The 21,096-nt window shown below is 42.6% G+C and carries 21 protein-coding genes; 1 reads left to right on the forward strand and 20 read right to left on the reverse strand.

Annotated elements, in window-relative coordinates; all coding sequences use genetic code 11:
• Positions 1–56: 56 nt before the first annotated feature.
• The 19 genes from ACTHQF_RS02620 to ACTHQF_RS02710 form a co-directional block, all read right to left on the reverse strand.
• Positions 57–719 (reverse strand): DUF2461 domain-containing protein, encoded by a 663-nt coding sequence (locus ACTHQF_RS02620; RefSeq protein ID WP_440428291.1) that lies wholly within the window; start codon positions 717–719, stop codon positions 57–59.
• Positions 716–964 (reverse strand): hypothetical protein, encoded by a 249-nt coding sequence (locus tag ACTHQF_RS02625; RefSeq protein WP_440428292.1) that lies wholly within the window; start codon positions 962–964, stop codon positions 716–718. The genes ACTHQF_RS02620 and ACTHQF_RS02625 overlap by 4 nt, the downstream gene beginning before the upstream one ends.
• Positions 965–1,063: 99 nt before the next feature.
• Entirely contained in the window at positions 1,064–1,636 is a 573-nt protein-coding gene (locus ACTHQF_RS02630; protein ID WP_440428293.1) for a DUF420 domain-containing protein, read from the reverse strand.
• Positions 1,637–1,652: 16 nt separating this feature from the next.
• On the reverse strand, positions 1,653–2,360 hold the full coding sequence (locus tag ACTHQF_RS02635) for an SCO family protein (protein ID WP_440428294.1): 708 nt from the start codon (positions 2,358–2,360) through the stop codon (positions 1,653–1,655).
• On the reverse strand, positions 2,360–2,713 hold the full coding sequence (locus ACTHQF_RS02640) for a cytochrome C oxidase subunit IV family protein (RefSeq protein WP_440428295.1): 354 nt from the start codon (positions 2,711–2,713) through the stop codon (positions 2,360–2,362). The genes ACTHQF_RS02635 and ACTHQF_RS02640 overlap by 1 nt, the downstream gene beginning before the upstream one ends.
• Before the next feature lie 13 nt (positions 2,714–2,726).
• Complete coding sequence (locus tag ACTHQF_RS02645) at positions 2,727–3,434, reverse strand: cytochrome c oxidase subunit 3 (protein ID WP_440428296.1); 708 nt, start codon at positions 3,432–3,434, stop codon at positions 2,727–2,729.
• Between the two features lie 30 nt (positions 3,435–3,464).
• A complete protein-coding gene (locus ACTHQF_RS02650; protein WP_440428297.1) occupies positions 3,465–4,043 on the reverse strand; it encodes a cytochrome c oxidase subunit 3 in 579 nt (192 codons plus the stop codon).
• 3 nt (positions 4,044–4,046) lie between these two features.
• Complete coding sequence (gene cyoE / locus ACTHQF_RS02655; protein WP_440428298.1) at positions 4,047–4,949, reverse strand: heme o synthase; 903 nt, start codon at positions 4,947–4,949, stop codon at positions 4,047–4,049.
• A gap of 11 nt (positions 4,950–4,960) precedes the next feature.
• Positions 4,961–6,019 (reverse strand): COX15/CtaA family protein, encoded by a 1,059-nt coding sequence (locus tag ACTHQF_RS02660; RefSeq protein WP_440428299.1) that lies wholly within the window; start codon positions 6,017–6,019, stop codon positions 4,961–4,963.
• A 90-nt stretch (positions 6,020–6,109) separates the two neighbouring features.
• Positions 6,110–8,005, reverse strand: a complete 1,896-nt coding sequence (locus ACTHQF_RS02665) for a cytochrome c oxidase subunit I (protein ID WP_440428300.1) — start codon at positions 8,003–8,005, stop codon at positions 6,110–6,112.
• A gap of 19 nt (positions 8,006–8,024) precedes the next feature.
• On the reverse strand, positions 8,025–9,293 hold the full coding sequence (locus ACTHQF_RS02670) for a cytochrome c oxidase subunit II (protein WP_440428301.1): 1,269 nt from the start codon (positions 9,291–9,293) through the stop codon (positions 8,025–8,027).
• A gap of 63 nt (positions 9,294–9,356) precedes the next feature.
• Complete coding sequence (locus ACTHQF_RS02675) at positions 9,357–10,571, reverse strand: quinol:cytochrome C oxidoreductase (RefSeq protein ID WP_440428302.1); 1,215 nt, start codon at positions 10,569–10,571, stop codon at positions 9,357–9,359.
• Positions 10,572–10,593: 22 nt separating this feature from the next.
• A complete protein-coding gene (locus ACTHQF_RS02680; protein ID WP_440428303.1) occupies positions 10,594–11,175 on the reverse strand; it encodes a c-type cytochrome in 582 nt (193 codons plus the stop codon).
• Complete coding sequence (locus ACTHQF_RS02685; RefSeq protein WP_440428304.1) at positions 11,168–11,704, reverse strand: DUF3341 domain-containing protein; 537 nt, start codon at positions 11,702–11,704, stop codon at positions 11,168–11,170. Before ACTHQF_RS02685 ends, ACTHQF_RS02680 begins: the two co-directional genes overlap by 8 nt.
• Before the next feature lie 2 nt (positions 11,705–11,706).
• Positions 11,707–13,179, reverse strand: a complete 1,473-nt coding sequence (gene nrfD, locus ACTHQF_RS02690; RefSeq protein WP_440428305.1) for an NrfD/PsrC family molybdoenzyme membrane anchor subunit — start codon at positions 13,177–13,179, stop codon at positions 11,707–11,709.
• A gap of 23 nt (positions 13,180–13,202) precedes the next feature.
• On the reverse strand, positions 13,203–16,232 hold the full coding sequence (locus ACTHQF_RS02695; protein ID WP_440428306.1) for a TAT-variant-translocated molybdopterin oxidoreductase: 3,030 nt from the start codon (positions 16,230–16,232) through the stop codon (positions 13,203–13,205).
• Positions 16,233–16,276: 44 nt separating this feature from the next.
• On the reverse strand, positions 16,277–17,569 hold the full coding sequence (locus tag ACTHQF_RS02700) for a c-type cytochrome (protein WP_440428307.1): 1,293 nt from the start codon (positions 17,567–17,569) through the stop codon (positions 16,277–16,279).
• A gap of 253 nt (positions 17,570–17,822) precedes the next feature.
• On the reverse strand, positions 17,823–18,803 hold the full coding sequence (locus tag ACTHQF_RS02705) for a deoxyhypusine synthase family protein (protein ID WP_440428308.1): 981 nt from the start codon (positions 18,801–18,803) through the stop codon (positions 17,823–17,825).
• A gap of 86 nt (positions 18,804–18,889) precedes the next feature.
• Positions 18,890–19,672, reverse strand: coding sequence for an O-methyltransferase (locus ACTHQF_RS02710; RefSeq protein ID WP_440428309.1), 783 nt, complete (start codon positions 19,670–19,672; stop codon positions 18,890–18,892).
• A 38-nt stretch (positions 19,673–19,710) separates the two neighbouring features.
• Here ACTHQF_RS02710 and ACTHQF_RS02715 point away from each other — a divergent pair, with 38 nt between their 5' ends.
• A complete protein-coding gene (locus tag ACTHQF_RS02715; protein ID WP_440428310.1) occupies positions 19,711–20,580 on the forward strand; it encodes a transglutaminase-like domain-containing protein in 870 nt (289 codons plus the stop codon).
• 50 nt (positions 20,581–20,630) lie between these two features.
• Here the strand turns inward: ACTHQF_RS02715 and ACTHQF_RS02720 are convergent, their stop codons facing one another.
• Positions 20,631–21,092 carry a (2Fe-2S)-binding protein gene (locus ACTHQF_RS02720; RefSeq protein WP_440428311.1) on the reverse strand — a complete coding sequence of 154 codons (462 nt, stop codon included), beginning with the start codon at positions 21,090–21,092 and terminating at the stop codon, positions 20,631–20,633.
• Positions 21,093–21,096: the final 4 nt, after the last annotated feature.

The following is a 21,096-nucleotide window of genomic DNA, read 5'->3' on the forward strand; positions in this document are numbered from 1 at the left end:
ATCCTGGTCTAATCATGATGTTAAATCAGGACCTGCAAACGATATCCACGCCGGTACTAGCTTGCAATGGCGGTTCTCAAAAATAACATAAATGGATAGATTTGCTTAAAAGCTTCATGTATTTTTTCAGTGATATCCGCTTTGAAGAAGTCTTTATCGGCGATTGGATAAATTGCGGTAAGGCTTTTTAGCTTAAGCACATCGATCAGGGGATGATTTGTGGGATAACCTTTAGGAGCCTTCTTGAGCGAATCCGTTTCATCAAGCTTGAAAAGCGATTTAAACCCATCGTTATTGATGATCTCTAAGAATTCATCCTGGTTGTAATCAATCTCTTCACGGATTTTTTTAAGATCTTCTGCACCTGGCATCCAGTAGCCTGCTGCAAAGAAGCAATTTCCCGGTGCTAAGTTGATGTAATAACCGGGCTCGTTTCCATTCTTTCCGATCACGGAAAAATAGATCCCAAAATTATTCTTATAAGGTCTTTTGTCTTTACTAAAGCGAATGTCCCGGTAGATACGAAGCAGGTGTTTCTTCGGCAGACTATCTTTTGGAAATGCCGGATCCACGGTGGCCAGCAGCGGAATCAGCAAGCTGATAAAATGAAGGACGTCAGCTTTAGCAGCTTCATATTCATCCTTGTGCGCAGCAAACCAGTTGCGGTCGTTATTTTCGATTAACTCTTTTAGAAAATTAAGCGTCTCCGGCCGGATCATAAGGGATTGCTGGTGCGTGGCTCTTTGTATTTGCGGTACCACAGGATACCTATTCCACCCATTAACAGGAAAGGTGCAGCCAAAAGGCTAAGTACACCGGCGTTAATTCCTTTGGTCTGTGTATTTCCATTCTCGATACCTTGGTCAGCATTGATCGAGCACATGGCACATTGAGCAGTACTCACAGGAATATTTACGGCAGTCAAGCTGAAAACGAGAAGGATGAGCAGCAGCGCTTTTTTCATAACTGTAGGCTTGAGGTGTATTGCGTTATTCTAAAATCAAACGACCAGTAGCAGTGGCCATTGATAATAACAAATATAAGTACTAAACGATTGGGGAAATTAAAAATTGTAATATGGTGAAATCATCAGGTAAACCAGCACGCCAGATACGGCAACGTATAGCCATACCGGATAGGACCATCGCACAATCTTTCGGTGCTTTTCGACCTGCATATTTAAGCCCCTGAAGAAGCTCACCAGAATTAATGGCAGAACTACGATGGCGAGCAGAATATGGGTTAGCAGAATAAAGTAGTAAACATACCGTACGGCCCCTACTGCAGCGGCTTCAGTTGCCGACAACAGACCATCATGGTCTACATCCCCAAACTTGGTATCCTTCACGTAAAGGTGAAACAGAATATAAAAGATCAGGAAGATTGCGGAGAGGATGAAAGTTATGATATTGGTGATCTTGTGGGCCGGTATATTCTTACGACGAATGAAGATCAAGGATAACACCAACAGCACCGCGCAGGTAGCGTTTATGCCTCCGATTACGTGCGGTAAGATATATAGAAACGAGGGAACGGTAGTTGGTGGTGGTACAAGCTTCAACGCAATTACAACGATGAGCACAACTGCTGTTACAATCCATACCAGCCTTAAAAATAGTTTATCAGTTAGATTCATTTTCTTGTGTTAGTAATTATCTGCCGTCTTTCATGTTACGGAGCTCTTCGGTAATGAGCACCCGGATCTCGTCGTCGAGTTTAGATAAGGCTAGCTGATTAGTAGCTTCGTAATAACCGCGGATGCGGCGTTGGGTGTCTAGCAGTACGAACATGTTGCTGTAGATGAACTTTGGCTTGCCATTTTCCATTACTTTGTGCGCATCTACGAAGAGTTGCTTGTTGAGCAGGTCAAAAACCTGTGTACTATCACCGGTTAGCAGATCCCATTTGCCAGCTTTGGCACCAATGGTCTGTGCATAATCTTTCAGCAATGCTGGTCGGTCATTTGTTGGATCGATACTGATGCTTACAAACCTCAGGATTTCATTGTCGCCATAGTTCGCTAGATAGGCCTTCACGGCCTTGTTAGTGAAATCTACGCCATAGGTGTTCCCAGCAGTATGAAATAAGCTTAAGATAACCACCTTCCCTTTATAGGCATCCAGGCTAATAGAATCGCCAGCCTGATTTTGCAGCTGGTAGTTCTGCACCTGATGATAAATGGTGTCTGGGATTTCTTTACCACGAACACTATGAAAGGTATTTGCAACCACTTTAGGACCGAAGAACGGCAGCGGTTTGTATCGATTTTTACCTTTATCCTGTAGTAAATAATACAAAAATCCTGGTACCGCTAATATGGTTACCAGGATTAAGATCTTCTTTATTGGAAATAATTTCATTATTGGAATGGCATATGCAACTGTAGGTAACCACCTTCAATCAACAAGAGCACAATGAAATAGATAATAAATATAAAGGTTACGGTAAGCGATAGTTGCAGTCCCAGTTTCTCATATTTCAAGTGCATGAAGTAGGCTACAATGTAAAACGCTTTTAAGATGGTCAGGGCAATGTAGATGATGTTACCAACCATGTGGGACATATAACCGTGAGGCAATACCCAAAGGGCGATGAAGAATTCTACAACGGTGATCAATAAAAGGATCCCGAATACCTGCCAGATCTTTTTCTTAGTTAGACCCTCATGCTCGCCGTGAGCATGGCCATCAGTAGTATGTATGTGTTCGGACATAATGTTTTATAAATTAGATTAGATAGAAGAATGTAAATACGAATACCCAAACAAGGTCAACGAAGTGCCAGTATAAACCAACTTTCTCCACCATAAGGTAATGTCCGCGTCTTTCAAATACACCTGCAATAGTCATGCAAAGGATGATCACGTTAAGTACAACACCAGTAAATACGTGGAAACCATGGAAACCGGTGATGGTAAAGAACAGGTTTGAGAATTGCTGTGTAGCTACTGTAGAAACCTCGCCATCAAAGAAGTGCTGTAAGTGTTCAGCAGGAGGAATTTCACCCCAGCCAAAGCCTTCATGGAACAGGTGTGTCCACTCTAATGCCTGACATCCCAGGAACATGAAACCACCGATCACGGTTGCAACCATCCAGCCAATAACTTCTTTCTTGGAATTTCTGTGACCTGCCTCTACTGCAAGTACCATGGTTACAGAGCTCATGATCAGAATGAAGGTCATGATACCTACGAATACCAATGGTGCGCCGCTATCTGTTACACCAGGGATAGACTGGAAAACCAAATCAGGATCAGGCCAGGTAAATTTTGAGAAACGTTGAGCACCATAGTAAACTAATAATGCGGAGAAAGTAAAGGCATCTGATAGTAAGAAAAACCACATCATTATTTTGCCGTACTCTACTGACCACGGTGAACGGCCACCGCTCCACGGAGTAGTTTTTACCTGATCTAATTGTGATAATGAATCCATTTTAAAGTTTGTAATAGTTTGTTAAAAAGTCTAACTGTTCAAAAGTAAAAAAACATACAGATATATCCATAATATATCTATAAAATGCCAGAATATGGAAGAAACCTCCATTCTGAACTGTAAACGCTCTGTAGAAATCTCTCCGTAAACGCCCAGAAGTGTACTCAAAATCAATAACAAGCCTGCGAAAATATGCAGCAAGTGAATTCCTGATACGATATAAATCAGGGAAATTGCAGCGTTATTGTTCACCAGAAATGCACCGCTCTGATATAGACTTACCCAGGCTTCCACCTGCAGATAGCCAAAAACTATCCCAAGTAACAGCGTTGCCCAAAGGAATGTTTTCTGCGAACTCACCTGACCGTTCCTGAATGCGCGTGCCGCCAAGAAAAGACAGATGCTGCTGACTAAAAGTACTGCGGTGCTGTAAAGAAACATGTCTGGCAACACCAAACCATGACCCTTTGACTTAGAAGCCGCAAATACAATGTAATAACTCGTCCAGCCTGCAAACATGATGGTAGACGAAACGACGAATAACCAGATTATAAACTTCTTAGCTTTATAATTGGAATTCGCCTCTTGATGATTAAGTGATTGTACCATGTATTATTTTATTATAAAATCAAACAAAAGTGCCAGCTGTGCCACTGGCAAATAGATAAACGAAGCAAACATGACCTTTCTTGCACTCTCCAGGTCCTGTTTTAAAAACAGCTTTAGCGCAGTGTACATAAACCATACTCCAATGGCAACCGAAATAATCGCCACATAAATACCTCCAAAACCGTAGAAGGTTGGCATCAGGCTCACTGGGATTAGAATGATCGTACTGAGCAGCGTGATGAAGGCACTGATCTTGTCGCGTTTTGTTGTTGGAAGTAAACGGAAACCTGCTTTCTTGTAGTCGTCGTCCAATACCCATGCAATTGCCCAAAAATGCGGGAACTGCCATACGAACTGTACCAAAAATAGAATAACGGCAACCTGATAGTCTATAGGCAGGAAGTTCGTTGCATGACCCAGTGCGGCTAGGTAGCCGATCAGCGGCGGTAATGCGCCGGGAATAGCACCAATAAAAACAGCGATGGGCGACTTCCGCTTCATCGGCGTATAAGCAAATGCATAAAGGAGGATGGAAAATACAGAAAGTAGTCCTGTCTCCAGGTTTAATTTACCTAGAAGCCAGGTGCCGAACATCCCCATGAGTAAGCCAGAAACCAGGCCCTGCCCTGTAGTCATCCGGCCTGCAGGCATCGGACGGTCTTTGGTACGCGTCATCAGCTTATCCAGATCCTTTTCAATGATCTCATTGAAGCAGTTTGCAGCGCCAGTGACAAAAAATCCGCCAACAATCAGGATCAACCAGTTTCCCCAGGCAATACCATCAATCTCGCCCCTTGCAACCTGCATCTTAGAGCCCATCAGAAAAGTGACCGAAGCTGAAAAAACAACAAGGAAAGTCAGTCGAAGCTTAATTAGTTTTGAGAAATCTGCGAAGAATTGTTTCAATGTCTGTAATGTTATTGATTGTAAGTATTAGCCCGGTAAACAAGCAGATACAAGTAGTATTGTAAGGTGAATAATGTAGTTGAAAACAAAATATGCATGGCCTGAGCGAAGGGCGGCAGCGCAAAGTTAGACAATAAAAAGCCAGTTACCATTTGAACAAGCAAAACAATTATAATGGAATTGCTAACTTTTATTGCCGTTGCTTTCCCCCCGAACTTGTCCATCACAAACTTGTAGATCAGTACACAAAGTACAGATACAATAATGCCTAAAGTCCGGTGGTTATCAAAAAGACTTCCAACCTTACTCACCCAAACCGGACGGTTCTGATAGTCCAAACTTTTGGAAATAAAATCAATCTGCTCCCGTACCTCCGTACCAAGCACGATCTGGTAAACGTTTACTGCTATGGCTACAAAGATCAAGACTTTCAACCAGCCAACTTTAGAGATAACCACCACAGGCGCTTTCAGGCGCTGATTAGCGTAATCGTAGGTATACACCAGGATGGCCAGTAGCACAAGTGCCAGCAACATATGGACGGTTACCACCCAGGCAAGAAGATTTGTGGAAACCACGATAGAGCCCAACCAGGCTTGAAACACAACCACGAACAGGTTGATTATGCTAAGCACGAAAATCCTGGTCGCAGTCTTCCTGTAAATGCAAGAATAAGCAGCAATTGCCAGCAATAATAACCCGGTTATAGCGCCGGTAAGCCTGTTGATGTATTCTGTCCAGGTCTTCGAAGCATTGAATGATTCCGGTTGAACCAGGGTCTTATCCTCGCGAATTTTCTTCGCCAGTTCTACCTTCCCAAGCTTCTCCAGGGAGCGGGCAAAACGTTCGTTCTTCTTTACCCTTTCTTCGATGTAGTGGTGCTCATAGCCCAGCGGCAGCTGGTCAATAGATGTCGGTGGTATATACTGCCCAAAACACTTTGGCCAGTCGGGACAGCCCATTCCGGAGCCGGTACTTCTAACAATTCCTCCTGCGAGAATCAGCAGCAGTGTAAATATAATCGTGAAGCGGTTTAGCCTGACAAATCTTCGTTCAGATTTTGAAATCATGCTTGAAGTGGGGTTAAAAAAATTGAGGTATCTGTATGAGTATAGACTCAAGCAGATACCCCAAAAATATGTTTCAAAGACTATTTGTTGTTAGTCAACTTTTTCGCGCTCGGCTTTCTCTTGCTTAGCCATCCATTCTTCCTGGATACGCTCTGCCTCTGCATTACCGTCAAAATCGTGCGGTACGTTAGAGCTCATGGTTTGAGAGAAAGGCACAGTCTGCGGAATGAAATCTTCCTCAGCACCTGGCTTACTGTAATCATAAGGCCAACGGTAAACGGTTGGGATCTCTCCTGGCCAGTTACCATGTAAGTGCTCAACCGGAGTGGTCCATTCCAAAGTATTCGCACCCCAAGGGTTTTGTGTAGTACGTTTTCCTTTGAAGATCGAATAGAAGAAGTTGAATAGGAATGCAACTTGTGCCAATGCAGCAACAATTGCAGCCCAGGTAACCAATACATTCACGGTAACCCATTTCTGCATAAACTCGAATTCAGTAAACGCATAGTAACGACGTGGAACACCATCAAGTCCTAAGAAGTGTAATGGGAAGAATACCAGGTAAGCACAAGCAAATGTAATCCAGAAGTGAAGGAACGCTAATTTAGGGTTCATCATTCTTCCGAACATTTTAGGAAACCAGTGGTAAACACCGGCAAGCATACCGAAGATCGCCGCAGAACCCATTACCAGGTGGAAGTGAGCAACTACGAAGTAAGTATTGTGAAGGTTAATATCCAAAGATGCGTTTCCTAAGAAGATACCAGTTAAACCACCAGAGATAAAGAAAGAAACCATACCGATTGCGAACAACATCGCAGGAGTAAAACGGATGTTACCTCTCCATAGCGTCGCCAGATAGTTAAAGGTCTTAATCGCAGATGGAACCGCAATAATCAAGGTGGTGATCATAAACACACCACCAAGTAGCGGGTTCATACCGGTTACGAACATGTGGTGACCCCAAACGATGAACGATAACACCATGATACCGATCAAAGAGTAAACCATCGCATGGTAACCAAAAATTGGTTTTCTGGAGTTTACAGCGATAACCTCAGAAGAGATACCCAAAGCAGGCATAATTACGATGTATACCTCAGGGTGACCAAGGAACCAAAATAAGTGTTGCCAAAGGATCGGAGAACCACCTTCGTTAGGTAGTACCTGAGAACCAATAACAATATCAGAAAGGTAGAAACTTGTACCGAAGCTTCTGTCGAAAATCAATAATACAACACCAGCTACCAATACCGGGAAAGACAAGATACCCAACACCGCAGTTAAGAATAAAGCCCAGATGGTTAATGGCATTTTCCAAAGGTCCATACCTTTAGTACGCATGTTTAAGATCGTACTTACGTAGTTGATACCACCAATAAGCTGGGATGCAACGAACATAACCATACTGATCAACCACATGGTCATACCAGTACCCGATCCAGAGATCGTTTTAGGCAAAGCAGACAGTGGCGGATAGATCGTCCATCCAGCACTCGCAGGACCAGTTTGTACAAAGAATGAACCCATCATGACCAAACAAGCACCTAAAAACAACCAGTAAGATAACATGTTCATCAATGGCGATGCCATATCACGTGCACCAAGTTGTAAAGGAATCAGTAAGTTACTGAAGGTACCAGATAAACCGGCGGTTAATACAAAGAATACCATGATGGTACCGTGTATGGTTACCAGGGCGAGGTAAAACTCGGGTTTAATTCGACCACCCTCAGCCCATTTTCCTAAGAAAGTTTCCAACAAAGGAAAACTTTGGTCAGGCCATGCTAACTGCAGACGGAAAAGAATGGACAGGATCATCGCAATTACAGCCATGATGATACCAGTGATCAAAAACTGCTTGGCGATCATCTTGTGATCCTGACTAAAAACATACTTTGTTAAGAATGTTTCTTTGTGATGTTCATGCCCGTGAGCATCATGACCATCATGTTTATGCGTATCGTGTAAAGTTATCGTTGACATAATATTACTATCCAGTATGTTAATTTAATTTGGCCAAATCAGTTTTTCTAACCGCACCGCTGTCAGTTCCAAGAGAATCCGGACCAGGACCAGGAGTCGGTGCAGGAGCTGGTGCAGGAGTCGCAGGCTCAGCAATCACAGGCAAGTTAAATTGCTTTCTTAAGTCATTGTTAATGTAAGTAGGCTGTTGCGTAATCCACTCATCATATTCTTCCTGACTAACAACCCTAACGGTACGTTGCATATTGTAGTGTCCTGAACCGCAAATTTGCGAACAAAGCAATACATATTTGAATGCAGGATCATTGGTTTTAGCCTGCATGTCTGTAGTCGTAATGGTTGGTGTGAACTCAAAGTAAGTCATCATACCCGGGTTCGCTAGAATCTGAACACGGAAATGTGGCATATAAAAACCGTGGATAACATCCTTAGAGTTGATTGCGAAACGAACTGGTTTGTTCACCGGGATTACAATCTCTTCAGCATTCTGGTCATCAAGGTTGTTTTTATCCTTGAAGTCGATACCTAAAGTATTCAGACCAGTAACCATTTTGTAGTTCTTCACACCTACAACACCATCAGCTCCCGGATACCTTACATACCACGCAAACTGTTGTGCAGTAACTTCAATGTTTAATGGCTTGTTGTTTGGATCCACAACCTTGTAAAAGATCGTTCTCCAGGTGATGAAACCCATTACAACCAACACCGACAATACTAAAGCTGGAATAATGGTCCAGATTTTCTCGATGGTATTGTTATGCGGGTAAAAGTATGCCCTTCTGTTTGCGTTGTATTTGTAAAAGAAAGAAAAAAGAAACAGTAGAATGTGGGTACCGATGAACACGATGGTGGTAATGATCAAAGTGATGTTGAACATCTTGTCGATCTCCGCACCATCTACCGAAGCGGCTTCCGGCAGGATCATCTTGCCGTGAACCGTGTATTCCCAGTATACGCCATATAGACCTACAATCAGGAACAAAAGGAATAATACCGCATTGACACTATCCCAGTTAATACCTTCAGGTTTATCTTGTGCAGTACGGGTCAATTCATAAACCCGGAGTGCCTTTCCAACTATAGCTACAAATAAGCATAGCAACAAGAATAGCAGGACATAGAATAACGTAGATTTATAAATAGGCCCCATGTCCACAGTTTTGGCCGTAGTTGCAGCAGCAGCGGCGGCTTCCTGTGCAAATACACTGGTGGTATTTACAAATGCAGTTAACATAACCGCCAGACCCGCAAATGTCTTTTTACTTATTAAATTTTTTAGACTCATTTTCTTAAAAGTAGTATGTTGTACTTCAAGTACTATAATATATTTATTCTTAAAATGAACACCTTACAAATGATGATTCAAACTCTCCTCTAAGAACGGGTGGTTCTTAGCGACTAACGGCTGCTTGCTTAAAGCACTTAATACTGCAAAGGTAAACAATCCAATAAAACCAGCTGCTATACCTACTTCAATAAATCCAAAACCATTGTGGCTTTCCACAGATCCAGGCATAATCATTTGATATAAATCTACCCAGTGGCCACAAATAATAAGGATGGATACGGTTAAAAGTACATTTTCACTACGCTTATTGTCTCTGTCCATTAACAAGAACACCGGTACAAGGAAGTTTAATAGTAAGTTCAGGTAGAACCAAAACTTATAGTATTCAAGACGTTTGTAGAAGTAAACAGTCTCTTCGGGCATGTTTGCATAGTAGATCAGTAAGAACTGACAGAACCAGGTATAGGTCCAGAAGATCGAGAAACCGAAGATAAACTGTCCCAGGTTATGCAAGTGACTGTTGTTCACCCATGGCATGTAGCCTGATTTCTTTAGTAAAATCAAAATCACAGCGATGATTGCCAAGCAGGAAACCCACATCGAAGCGAAGTTATACCAACCAAACATGGTAGAGAACCAGTGTGCCTCAATAGACATGATGGTGTCAAAAGCAAAGATTGGCGTCGTGAACCCATAAAGTGCAAGGAAAACTACTGCGGACTTAAAGTTCTTGTTGTAGTAGTTCAAGCCACCCTCTAAATCCTCATTCACAGAGTTCTTAGCAAACATTACGGCAAAGAAGCTGTAAATGGCTAAGAAAACAATTTCACGGGCCATGAAGAACGGTATGTTCAAGAAGTCTGATTTACCAGCAATAAGTTTATCATAATGCTCGGAGCTTGGATCGGTAAGTCCTGGTGCATTCCAGTGGTGGTACAAGTTATGGGTGTATAGACCAGCACCAATTACCAGAACCAAAACTACAGCAGCTAAAGGCAGTGTTCTTGCCATTGCTTGCGGTACACGAAGAATCGAAGCCGACCATCCAGCCTGTGCAACATATTGCAAGGCCAGGAAAAAAGCGCCCGACATGCAAACAAATGCAAAGTAGTAGGCCATTAATAACAGGTTTGCAAACGTCCTTTCATGAAGTTCATGATCGGAAAGACCATATCCAATTGCAGCCAATCCGATAACGATACCAATAATGCTTAACATTTTTGGTTTGCCCGTAAATTCGAACTGCTCAGTAAAATTATAATTATGAGTTCCCATTTATCTCTTGCTTTTCTATTATTTATTTTTGTTGTAATCTCTGAACCCACATCACCACTCTCCAACGCTCTTCAGGAGTTAATTGCGAGGCATGTGAACCCATGTTATTTAAACCATACATAATGGTATGGTAGATTTTACCTGCACTAAGGTCTTTCATCAGTCCACCTCTTGAAGATGCAGCATCACCGTGGTATGAAGGTACACCACTGTACTTTTCGATCTTCACCAGGTGGCCTTTTCCATCACCTTCCTCACCATGGCAAGGGCCACAAAATACAGTGTAGTATTTTTTACCGGACAACAGGTTTTGGTCATTCGCTTCCAATGGATTAACAAGCTCGCGACCGGCAGCTTCATAACCTTCTTTGGTATTTGCGTATTCGTAACGTACAAAACCAATTGGCTCGGTGTTAGGTGGCGGCGTTTGTGCTGTCATGCCGTTTGCAAAGTTCTTGTTCGGCTTATCATAGTCAGGTGCCAGCGGATCATACATGTTTCTCGCAAACTCCAGGCCGGTGCTCCGCTTGTTATCACATGAAGAAAGTGATGCAACAAAAGCTAAGGCAAAAAACGCGGCGTAAACTATCTTATTTTTATTCATAGCTAACATACTTTCTTTCGTTATATTTTATCTCTAAAGCGCCTGCTTCTTTTAATAAATTATCTATTTTACTGTGTTCCGGATTCTGTGCAGCATCAATCGCAATGATAAATCTGTCGTCCGTTGCTCTTAGGTCCATCACTCTAGGTGCTCTTCCCGGGAACATGTGTGAGGACGCATAGTAGGATCCAACCAAACCAAACGCACAAAACAGAATGGTTAACTCGAAAGTAATTGGAATAAAATCCGGTAATGCAAAGTGTGGCTTACCACCGATATTAATAGGCCAGTCCACTGCTGCAGCGTAGTACACGAAAGACAGCATGGTGATGGTTCCGGTAATTCCGAAGAAGAATGCGGCGATATCCAGTCTTGATCTTTTTACACCAAGTTTGGCTTCAATACCGTGGATCGGCATAGGCGTATACACATCATGTATCTTTATGTTGTTCTCCTGCAACTTATCAATGCCATGCATCATTTCGTCAGGATCACCAAAACTGCCTAATATATATTTGATATTACCCATTGTTATAATTTTGCGTATTGTTCTTGATTAACACTATCAAACTTCTCTAAAGAGTCTACGTATTCTGCTACGTATTCCTTGCTAACATGACCTTCTTTGATCTGTTCCATTTTCGACTGCTCACTTGCTGTTTTCAGCAGTAATTTCACCTCTGCCATCGCAATTGAAGGCATAACCCTTAAGAACAACAGGAATAAGGTAAAGAATAAACCAATCGATCCAACGAATACCGCCACGTCAACCCATGTTGGGTAGAACATCGCCCAGCTAGACGGAAGGTAGTCACGGTGTAATGAAATCACGATGATCACAAAACGCTCGAACCACATACCGATGTTAACGATGATTGATAGTACCCATGACAATGGAATGTTTGTTCTAACCTTTTTGAACCACATTAACTGGGTCATCAGGATGTTACAGCCATACATCATACAAGCAGCCCACCAGTAAGGACCGGTAAACCTGGTCATAAAAGTATATTGTTCGTATTCTACTTGTGAGTAGTAAGCAATAAAGAACTCTGTTAAGTAAGCCACACCTACGATAGATCCGGTAACAAGGATAATCTTGTTCATCGACTCAATGTGGAACATGGTGATGTAGTTTTCTAAGCCCAGTACTTTACGGGTGATCAACAATAGCGTTTGTACCATCGCAAATCCCGAGAAGATCGCACCCGCAACGAAGTATGGCGGGAAGATCGTGGTGTGCCATCCTGGAATCACGGATGTTGCAAAGTCCATGGATACAATCGTGTGTACAGAAAGTACAAGTGGCGTTGCAATACCTGCAAGGATCAGAGACACCGCCTCAAAACGCTGCCAGGTTTTTACGTTACCTGTCCATCCAAAAGAAAGGATAGAGTAAATTCTGCGTCTTACACCTACAGCACGGTCACGGATGGTTGCAATATCCGGAAGTAAACCAGTGTACCAGAATAATAATGATACCGAGAAGTAAGTCGAGATCGCGAACATATCCCACACCAGTGGTGAGTTAAAGTTAACCCATAATGAACCGAACTGGTTTGGTAATGGAAGTACCCAGTATGCTAACCATGGTCTACCCATGTGTGACACAACGTAGGTTGCCGCACAGATAACCGCGAAGATCGTCATCGCCTCTGCCGAACGGTTAATGGAGTTCCTCCAGTTCTGGCGGAAAAGTAGTAGTACCGCTGAGATCAGTGTACCGGCGTGACCAATACCAACCCACCAAACGAAACCGGTGATGTCCCATGCCCATCCTACTGTTTTGTTCAGACCCCAAGATCCGATACCATTCCAGAAGGTGTAACTTACAGCAAAGACCCATAATAACGCGCCTAATGCTGAAATGATAAATCCTATCCACCATGCCTTGTTCGGCTTGTTCTCTACCGGTGTTAAAATATCGTCTGTGATCTTAGCAAACGTGATATCATTACCGGTGATTAATGGCTCTCTTAATATTGATTCCTTATGTCCTGACATAATTTATTTTCTTTAATATCAGCTTACGCTTGTATTGTTGTACCTGTATTTCTAATTTTTGTCATGTATCCTACTCCAGGCTGCGTGTTAATCTCTTCAAGCACATAGTAAACACGCTCACTGCGTAATGCTTTTGAAACTTCAGATTCTGGATCGTTGCCATCACCGAAAATGATCGCGTTTGCCGGACAAGCTTGCTGACATGCCATTTTGATGTCGCCATCTCTTAAAGCACGTTTCTCCAACTTCGCTTCTAATCTTCCGGTTTGGATTCTTTGAATACACATTGAACATTTCTCCATAACCCCTCTTGAACGAGCAGTTACATCTGGATTCAGAACCAATTGTGTAAACTCATTGTTCAGATAATTATCGAAACGTGAATCATTCCAGTAGTTAAACCAGTTGAAACGACGTACTTTATACGGACAGTTGTTCGCACAGTAACGGGTACCAACGCAACGGTTGTAAGCCATGTGGTTTAAACCATCTGAAGAGTGTACGGTAGCAAGTACCGGACAAACTGTCTCACATGGTGCGTGCTCACAGTGCTGACATAACATCACCTGGTGAACTACAGAAACATTGTCCAGGTTGTCAAGTTCCTCTACTTCATGTTCCTCAGTTACTTTTCTGTCACCATCATTTACCGTATAGTAACGGTCAATCCGGATCCAGTGCATCTCTCTGCGTTTTCTAACCTCATCACGACCAACAACAGGAATGTTGTTTTCTACGTTACAAGCAACGATACATGAACCGCAACCGGTACAAGCATTTAAGTCGATCGCCATAACCCAGTTGTGTCCAGGTCTTTCAAACGTATCCCACATATCGTAGGTCTTATGCTTCTCACCGTGGTTACCAGATCCTGCAGCAGGATTCTTAACGAATTCCTGGAAGGTTGCTTCACGGATGATGTTACGTCCCTCGAAAGAGTGGTGGGTTTGCGTTTGAGCAAGCTCATGTCTGCTACCAGTCTTCTCGGTGGTCACGTTTGCCGCATACTGACGGGTACCATTGTTGAACGAAAGGAAAGGATAAGCATTCTGACCCACCGCATTACCAGCAGCACCTGCTTTAGACCTACCGTAACCTAATGCGATAGAAGCAGTACCGATAGCCTGACCAGGCTGGATCAAAACAGGAAGCTCTACAGTATAACCGTTTGCAGCTTTAACAGAAACAACGTCAAATTCGTTGTAACCTAATTTCTCTGCAAACTTAGGTGCCATTGCAATGTAGTTATCCCAGGTTACTTTGGTAACTGAATCTGGTAACTCCTGCAGGTAGGCGTTATTAGCAAAACGACCATCACCAATTGCATTGTTCTCATAGATATGCAACTCGATGTCTTTTGCAAGTGCTTTGCTTGTATTTAAAACAGATGGTACTACAGAAGCAAGCGACATGTTGAAGGTGTATGTACCAGCTGGCTTTGGAACCGCTGCATACACTACGCCAGACTGTAACACATCGTTCCAGCTCTTACCAAATAAAGGCAGTACATTTTTCTCCCAGTTGTTACGAACATACTGGTAGTATTCTACAACAGGATTGTTAGACCAGATCAATAAGCTCTGCTCTGCCTGTCTTGAATTGAAGATCGGGTTAATGGTAGGCTGAACGATGGTATAGTATCCGTCGTAAACACTTGCATCACCCCATGACTCCAGGTAGTTTTGATTGATTGCAATAACATCACAGAAAGCAGCAGTCTCATCAGCTCTGTCAGCGAAAGAAACTTTCAATGGAACTTTCTTCATGCCGTCAGCAAATGCCTTAGCATTGAAAGAATCGTAAGCAGGATTTGCGTTCAATACGAACACCGCACCAACTTCTCCTCTGTTTACTTCGTTAACGAATTCTGCATAAGCAGCATCGTTACCTGCATAGCGTCTGCAAGGTGTATCTAAATCGATGGTTGTACCATAACTTCCAATAGCGGAGTTGATAGCATTAACCAGAATTTGTGTTGAAACATCATTAGAACCACAAACAACCAGACCGCGGCCTTTCATTTGTGCAAGCTCCTTACCAGCTAACTTAATTGCTTTCTCCGCAGCAGTATTGTTTGGCAATACACCACCAGCAAGGTTATTTCCGGTAATCGCATTATATAAGGTAATCAAAGCAGGACCTTCTTCCGACAATTTAATTGGAAGACGTGTATCCGCGTTGGTACCAGTTAGGCTCATGCCAGCCTCAAACTGAATGTGGCGCGACATTTTACCTTTTGATAAGCTGGTGTTGTTCCTGTTGGATACATACTGTGAAGTAAATTCTTCACCGCTGATCCAGGTACCAAGGAAATCGGCACCGAAACTTACGATCAGATCCGCTTTATCAAAGTTATATTTTGGAAGAACAGCTTTACCAAAGCTATTCTCATTTGCCTTAATGATACCAGTATAAGAAACCGGATCATATTGGATGTGTGCAGTGTTCGGGTATGTTTTGATGAAATCCGCGATCACCGCAAGTGTTGACGGGCTGTTTACGCTCGAAGAAACAATACGGATCTTTTTACCAGATGCCTGAACTTTTGCAAGTTCCGCCTTAACATAAGCATCAACTTTAGACCAGGTAGTTTCCTGGTTCTTCAGTACTGGTGCTTTTAATTTAGAGATGTCGTACAGATCCAACACAGATGCCTGCGCTTGTGGGTTGGTACCCTGGCTGTAAACACCAGCATTTGGATTTGGTTCAATCTTAATCGGACGACCTTCTCTGGTTTTCACCAATACACTCTGTCCGTTAAAACTAGATACATAATAGTTAGGTATTCCAGGAATTACATCTTCCGGCTTTACCAGGTACGGAATAGACTTGTGAACAGGCGCAGGCTGACAAGCAGCAAGCGTTACTGCACCAAGACCGAAACCAAGCGCCTTTAAAAAGTCGCGGCGCGGAGTTACCGTACTTAATCCTGCTTCATTTAAAACATCTTCTATTGGAAGGGGCTCAGCAAATTCGTTTTTGTTGCTTTCAACAAATTCGGGAGTGCTTTTAAACTCCTCTAAGCCTTTCCAGTATTTTTTATTGCTTTCCATTTAAGCTATATTACTGTTAATCGAACGTTCTTAACTAAACTCTATTAATAATGACATTTACCACACTCCAGGCCACCAAGAGCAGCTGGGGTAATTTTCTCGCCTTTTTTGATTTTCTCATGCGCTTCTATAATCTTAGTATAGTAGCCATTGTCCTTAACGTCCAGCTCGGCTTCCCTGTGGCAGTTAATACACCATTTCATCGTCAAAGGTGAATATTGATAAATTTCTTCCATGGTATCAACCGGACCGTGGCATGCAAAACATACTGGCTCATTTGGTTGTAAACCTTTTTCTTTACGGATCGCTTGCTCACCTACCACAACGTGTTGTGAGTGGTTGAAGTAAGCGAAATCTGGAAGATTGTGAACACGAACCCACTCAACCGGCTTCTCTTTAGATTTATCGTACGACATTTTATCTGCATCGTAACCTAGAGCATTATAGATCTTCTGAATTTCCGGAGAAATGTTTCCATCGTTGTTGTCTCTGCCCTGAACCGCTTTGTGACAGTTCATACATACATTCAATGACGGAATGGTTGCATTCTTAGACTTGAATGCACCAGAGTGACAGTATTGACAGTCAATCTGGTTAACACCTGCGTGTAACTCGTGAGAGAACTTGATCGGCTGAACCGGTTGGTAACCCGTGTGAACACCAGTATTCCACATACCCATCCATCCGAATGTACTTAGCGTAGCTACGATACACAGGATAAAGAAGAAGATAAACTTCTTGTTTTTAAACAACTGACCGATACCTTGTAATAAAGGCACCTTTTCAGCTTCTACAATGACAACACCTTGTTTCTGTAGAATCAGGCGCTCAAGCATCTTGATTGCGCGGGCTAATACCACCAACACAACAATAGAGATCAAGATCACTGCGATCACCCCTGCAATAGAGAAGCTAGACACTTCCTGTTGTGCAGCAGCACCAGCAGCGTCACCCTCTTTCTTAGGCTCACCTGCTTTTACATAAGCAAGAATACTTTTAATCTGAACTTCAGTTAAAGTCGGGAATGCAGTCATCTCCGCATTTGGATTCCATTTCGAAGCTTCAATAGCTTCTTTATCTCCAGATGCAATTAATGCAGGCGCGTTGTTGATCCATTTGATTAAAAATGCTTCATCTTTTGAACCTACGATCGGCTGTAATGCAGGACCAACTAAATCACGATCTAAAGCGTGACATGACGTACAACGCTCCTTAAAGATTGTCCTTCCCTCTGTAACATCTTGTGCTTTTGAACCAGAAACTATTAAAACAGATAGAGCCGTAAACATGAATGCGGACTTCCAAACTCTTCTAATGATCAATGAGATATTCCTCATAATGAGTATTTTAATGCTTTTAATTAAAACTGTATGATTGATCTTGATATTTAATCGAATGCCTAACTATCAAAACGTGAACAAAAGTAAAGTTTATTAGTATACCAATGACAAATTAATGACAGCATTTTCAATTTATAATCATTCTAAACTAGGCCATAAAATGCCTTTAAAGCACGAAAATCAGCAATTTTTTGTACTTGCTGATTTTCGCAACGCCTGAAAACCAGGCGCTAGAATTTGATATTTTGAATTACTTTTTTAGTATCCATGCGAATATTAAAGGCACTACAATTGTCGCATCAGACTCCACAATAAACTTCGGTGTATTGATGTCTAATTTACCCCAAGTGATCTTTTCATTCGGTACAGCACCGGAGTAAGAACCGTAAGATGTAGTCGAATCTGAGATCTGGCAGAAGTAACTCCAGAATGGAATATTCGGCATCTCCATATCCTGATATAACATTGGAACAACGCAGATCGGGAAATCGCCGGCGATACCGCCACCAACCTGGAAGAAGCCAATGCCCTTACCAGCACTGTTGTTGATATACCAGTCTGCAAGCCATCCCATATACTCGATACCGCTTTTCATGGTGCTGGCTTTTAACTCCCCTTTCATCACGTACGACGCGAAGATATTACCCATGGTAGAGTCTTCCCAGCCCGGTACTACGATCGGAAGATTTTTCTCGGCAGCTGCAAGCATCCATGAATTTTTTGGATCAATTTCATAGTATTGTTCCAAATCACCACTCAACAGCATCTTGTACATAAATTCATGCGGAAAATAGCGCTCACCAGCATTGTCAGCGTCTTTCCAGATTTTATGTATGTGTTTCTGTAACCTACGGAAAGCTTCTTCTTCCGGAATACAGGTATCGGTAACACGGTTGTAGTGGTTCTCTAAAAGATCCCACTCGTCCTGCGGACTAAGGTCTCTATAGTTTGGAACTCTTTTATAGTGTGAATGTGCAACAAGGTTCATGATGTCCTCTTCCAGGTTTGCACCTGTACAGGAAATAATGGCTACTTTATCCTGACGGATCATTTCAGCTAGTGAAATACCCAACTCAGCAGTACTCATTGCACCCGCTAGGGTGATCATCATTTTTCCACCTTCCTCTAAGTGCTGCTCATATCCTTTCGCAGCGTCCATCAAAGCGGCAGCGTTAAAATGAAGATAATTGGTTTCTAAAAATTGTGATATAGGTCCTCTAGTTGTACTCATTCTTGGTCTTTTTATTAAAGTGCAAAAATAGACAATATTTTTTAATAGTTAAGCCGGGCATATACCTGCTTTTCAATAATTTATACTTAGACTTTTAATTTGAAATCCTGACGAGCCTGCCCTTTCTTGAAAAACACCAGTCCAATCCAGAATAAATCGACTGTAACGGTCACCTGCGGATGTGCCTTAATCTCTGCCCAGGCTTCTTTCATACCTGCACTCCAGTAAATGTCGTCGAAGATCAACATGGAGTTTTCGTGAACCTTGGGTAAACACCATTTGAAGTAATTCAAAGTTGCATCCTTGCGGTGGTTCCCATCAATATAAACAAAATCCAGCTGTTGCTGAGCATCCAGAATACCTGGAAGGATATGATCGAAGTTACCAACCTCCAGTCTGATGTTCTCCAGCTGCAGTTCCTCGAAGTTCTTTCCAGCTACCGCGGCGGTTTGTGGGCAGCCTTCAATCGTAATCACTTTTGCCTTGGGAGCAGCTTTAGATAAATAGGAAGTCGTAATGCCAAGACAGGTGCCTAACTCAATGATCAGCTTGGGCTTGTTGAATTTTGCAAGTCTGAAAATGAGCTGTGCCAGCGCCGGACTCTTGAGGGCATTCTTCGCAATTTGTTTAACTTTTTTGGTCCGATCCTTGTTCAAATGAGATCCGGCACCAAGGTCTGTTACCTGAACCATGGAATCATCTTTCAATAGTCGTTTACGCTGTGCCTCGATGATATGATAATCTTCATACTGACGTTTATCATAAATAACTTCATCAGCAAGTTTATAAACAAATGGAGAATGTGTACCATGCCTGCTTTTGGCGCTGAGGCGGTGTAACAGATAGTCCTTAAAAAAAGTAAAAGCCATGGCCGCAAAAGTAGGGCAAACAATTCAAATAGCATACTATGAATAACAGTACAGAAATTTACGCCTTAGTGAAACTGCTTGACGATCCCGATCCTGAAATATTTGAACATGTAGAAAAACGCTTGGTAGAACATGGAAATGAAGTGATCGAGTACCTGGAGAATGTCTGGGAAACCGCACCGGATGCCACCCTGCAGCAGCGCATTGAAAATGTGGTGCATCAAATCCAGTTCAATACCGTTAGAGAAGATCTAAATCTCTGGTACCAGAGCGGCGCCTTCGACCTGCTTAAAGGTGCGCTCATTGTAAACCGCTACCAGTTTCCGGATCTGGATGAGCAGAAAATAATCAATCAGATCGAGGAAATTAAAAGGGAGATATGGCTGAACCTCCAATATGAAATGAGTTCTATCGAAAAGGTTAAACTCATCAACCACATATTCTATAATGTATATGGTTTCCGCGGAAACACCACGAATCATACTGATCCACAAAACTCCTACCTGAACCAGGTGCTGGAGAGCAAGAAAGGTAACCAGATCTCACTGGCACTGATTTACTCCACACTTGCCCAGAAACTGGACATACCTATATATGGTGTAAATCTGCCGCAGCATTTTATTCTAGGTTATCTGGATGAAAGCAAACGTGAGGAGCATGATTTTGGCGTATTGTTCTACATCAATGCTTTCAATAAAGGTGCAATATTTGGAAAACATGATGTTGACCAATTCCTTCGCCAGCTTCAGCTCGAGCCCCTGCCGGGTTTTTATGCACCTTGCAGCAACGTGGAAATTATCAGAAGAATCATCAGGAACCTGATCTCCTCTTATGAGAATCTGGGCGCTACAGAGAAAGTTGCCGAGTTGAAGGAACTACAGAACATCTTAAACAATACAGACCTGTAATCTTCATCATTTAATGCCCTGATCAGCAGGTAGCATCAAATAAGCTGGTATTATTTGGAGCTGCTCGCTTTAGCAGCTAACTGAATAGCTTCTCTAATGCGCAGATAAGTTCCGCAACGACAAATGTTCCCGGCCATAGCATCGTTGATGTCTTGTTCTGAGGGGTTCTTGTTTTCCCTAAGCAGCACCGCGGCCGACATGATCTGTCCAGCCTGACAGTACCCGCATTGTGAGACATCCAATTCCAGCCAGGCCTTCTGCAATGGGTGGTCGTTGGCTTCTGATAAACCTTCTATCGTTACGACTTTCTTGCCCTCAGCGCGACTGGCTTTTGTAACGCATGAGCGAACAGCCTCACCATCCAGATGCACCACGCAGGCGCCACATTGGGCAACCCCACATCCATATTTTGTGCCAACAAGACCAAGGTGATCCCGCAATACCCATAACAAAGGGGTATTTGGATCCAGGGCTAACTTGTAAGTTTTTTTATTGATATTTAAAGTGATCATGGTT

It is taken from the genome of Pedobacter sp. SAFR-022, from assembly GCF_051965375.1.
In the GTDB taxonomy this organism is placed as follows: Bacteria; Bacteroidota; Bacteroidia; order Sphingobacteriales; family Sphingobacteriaceae; genus Pedobacter.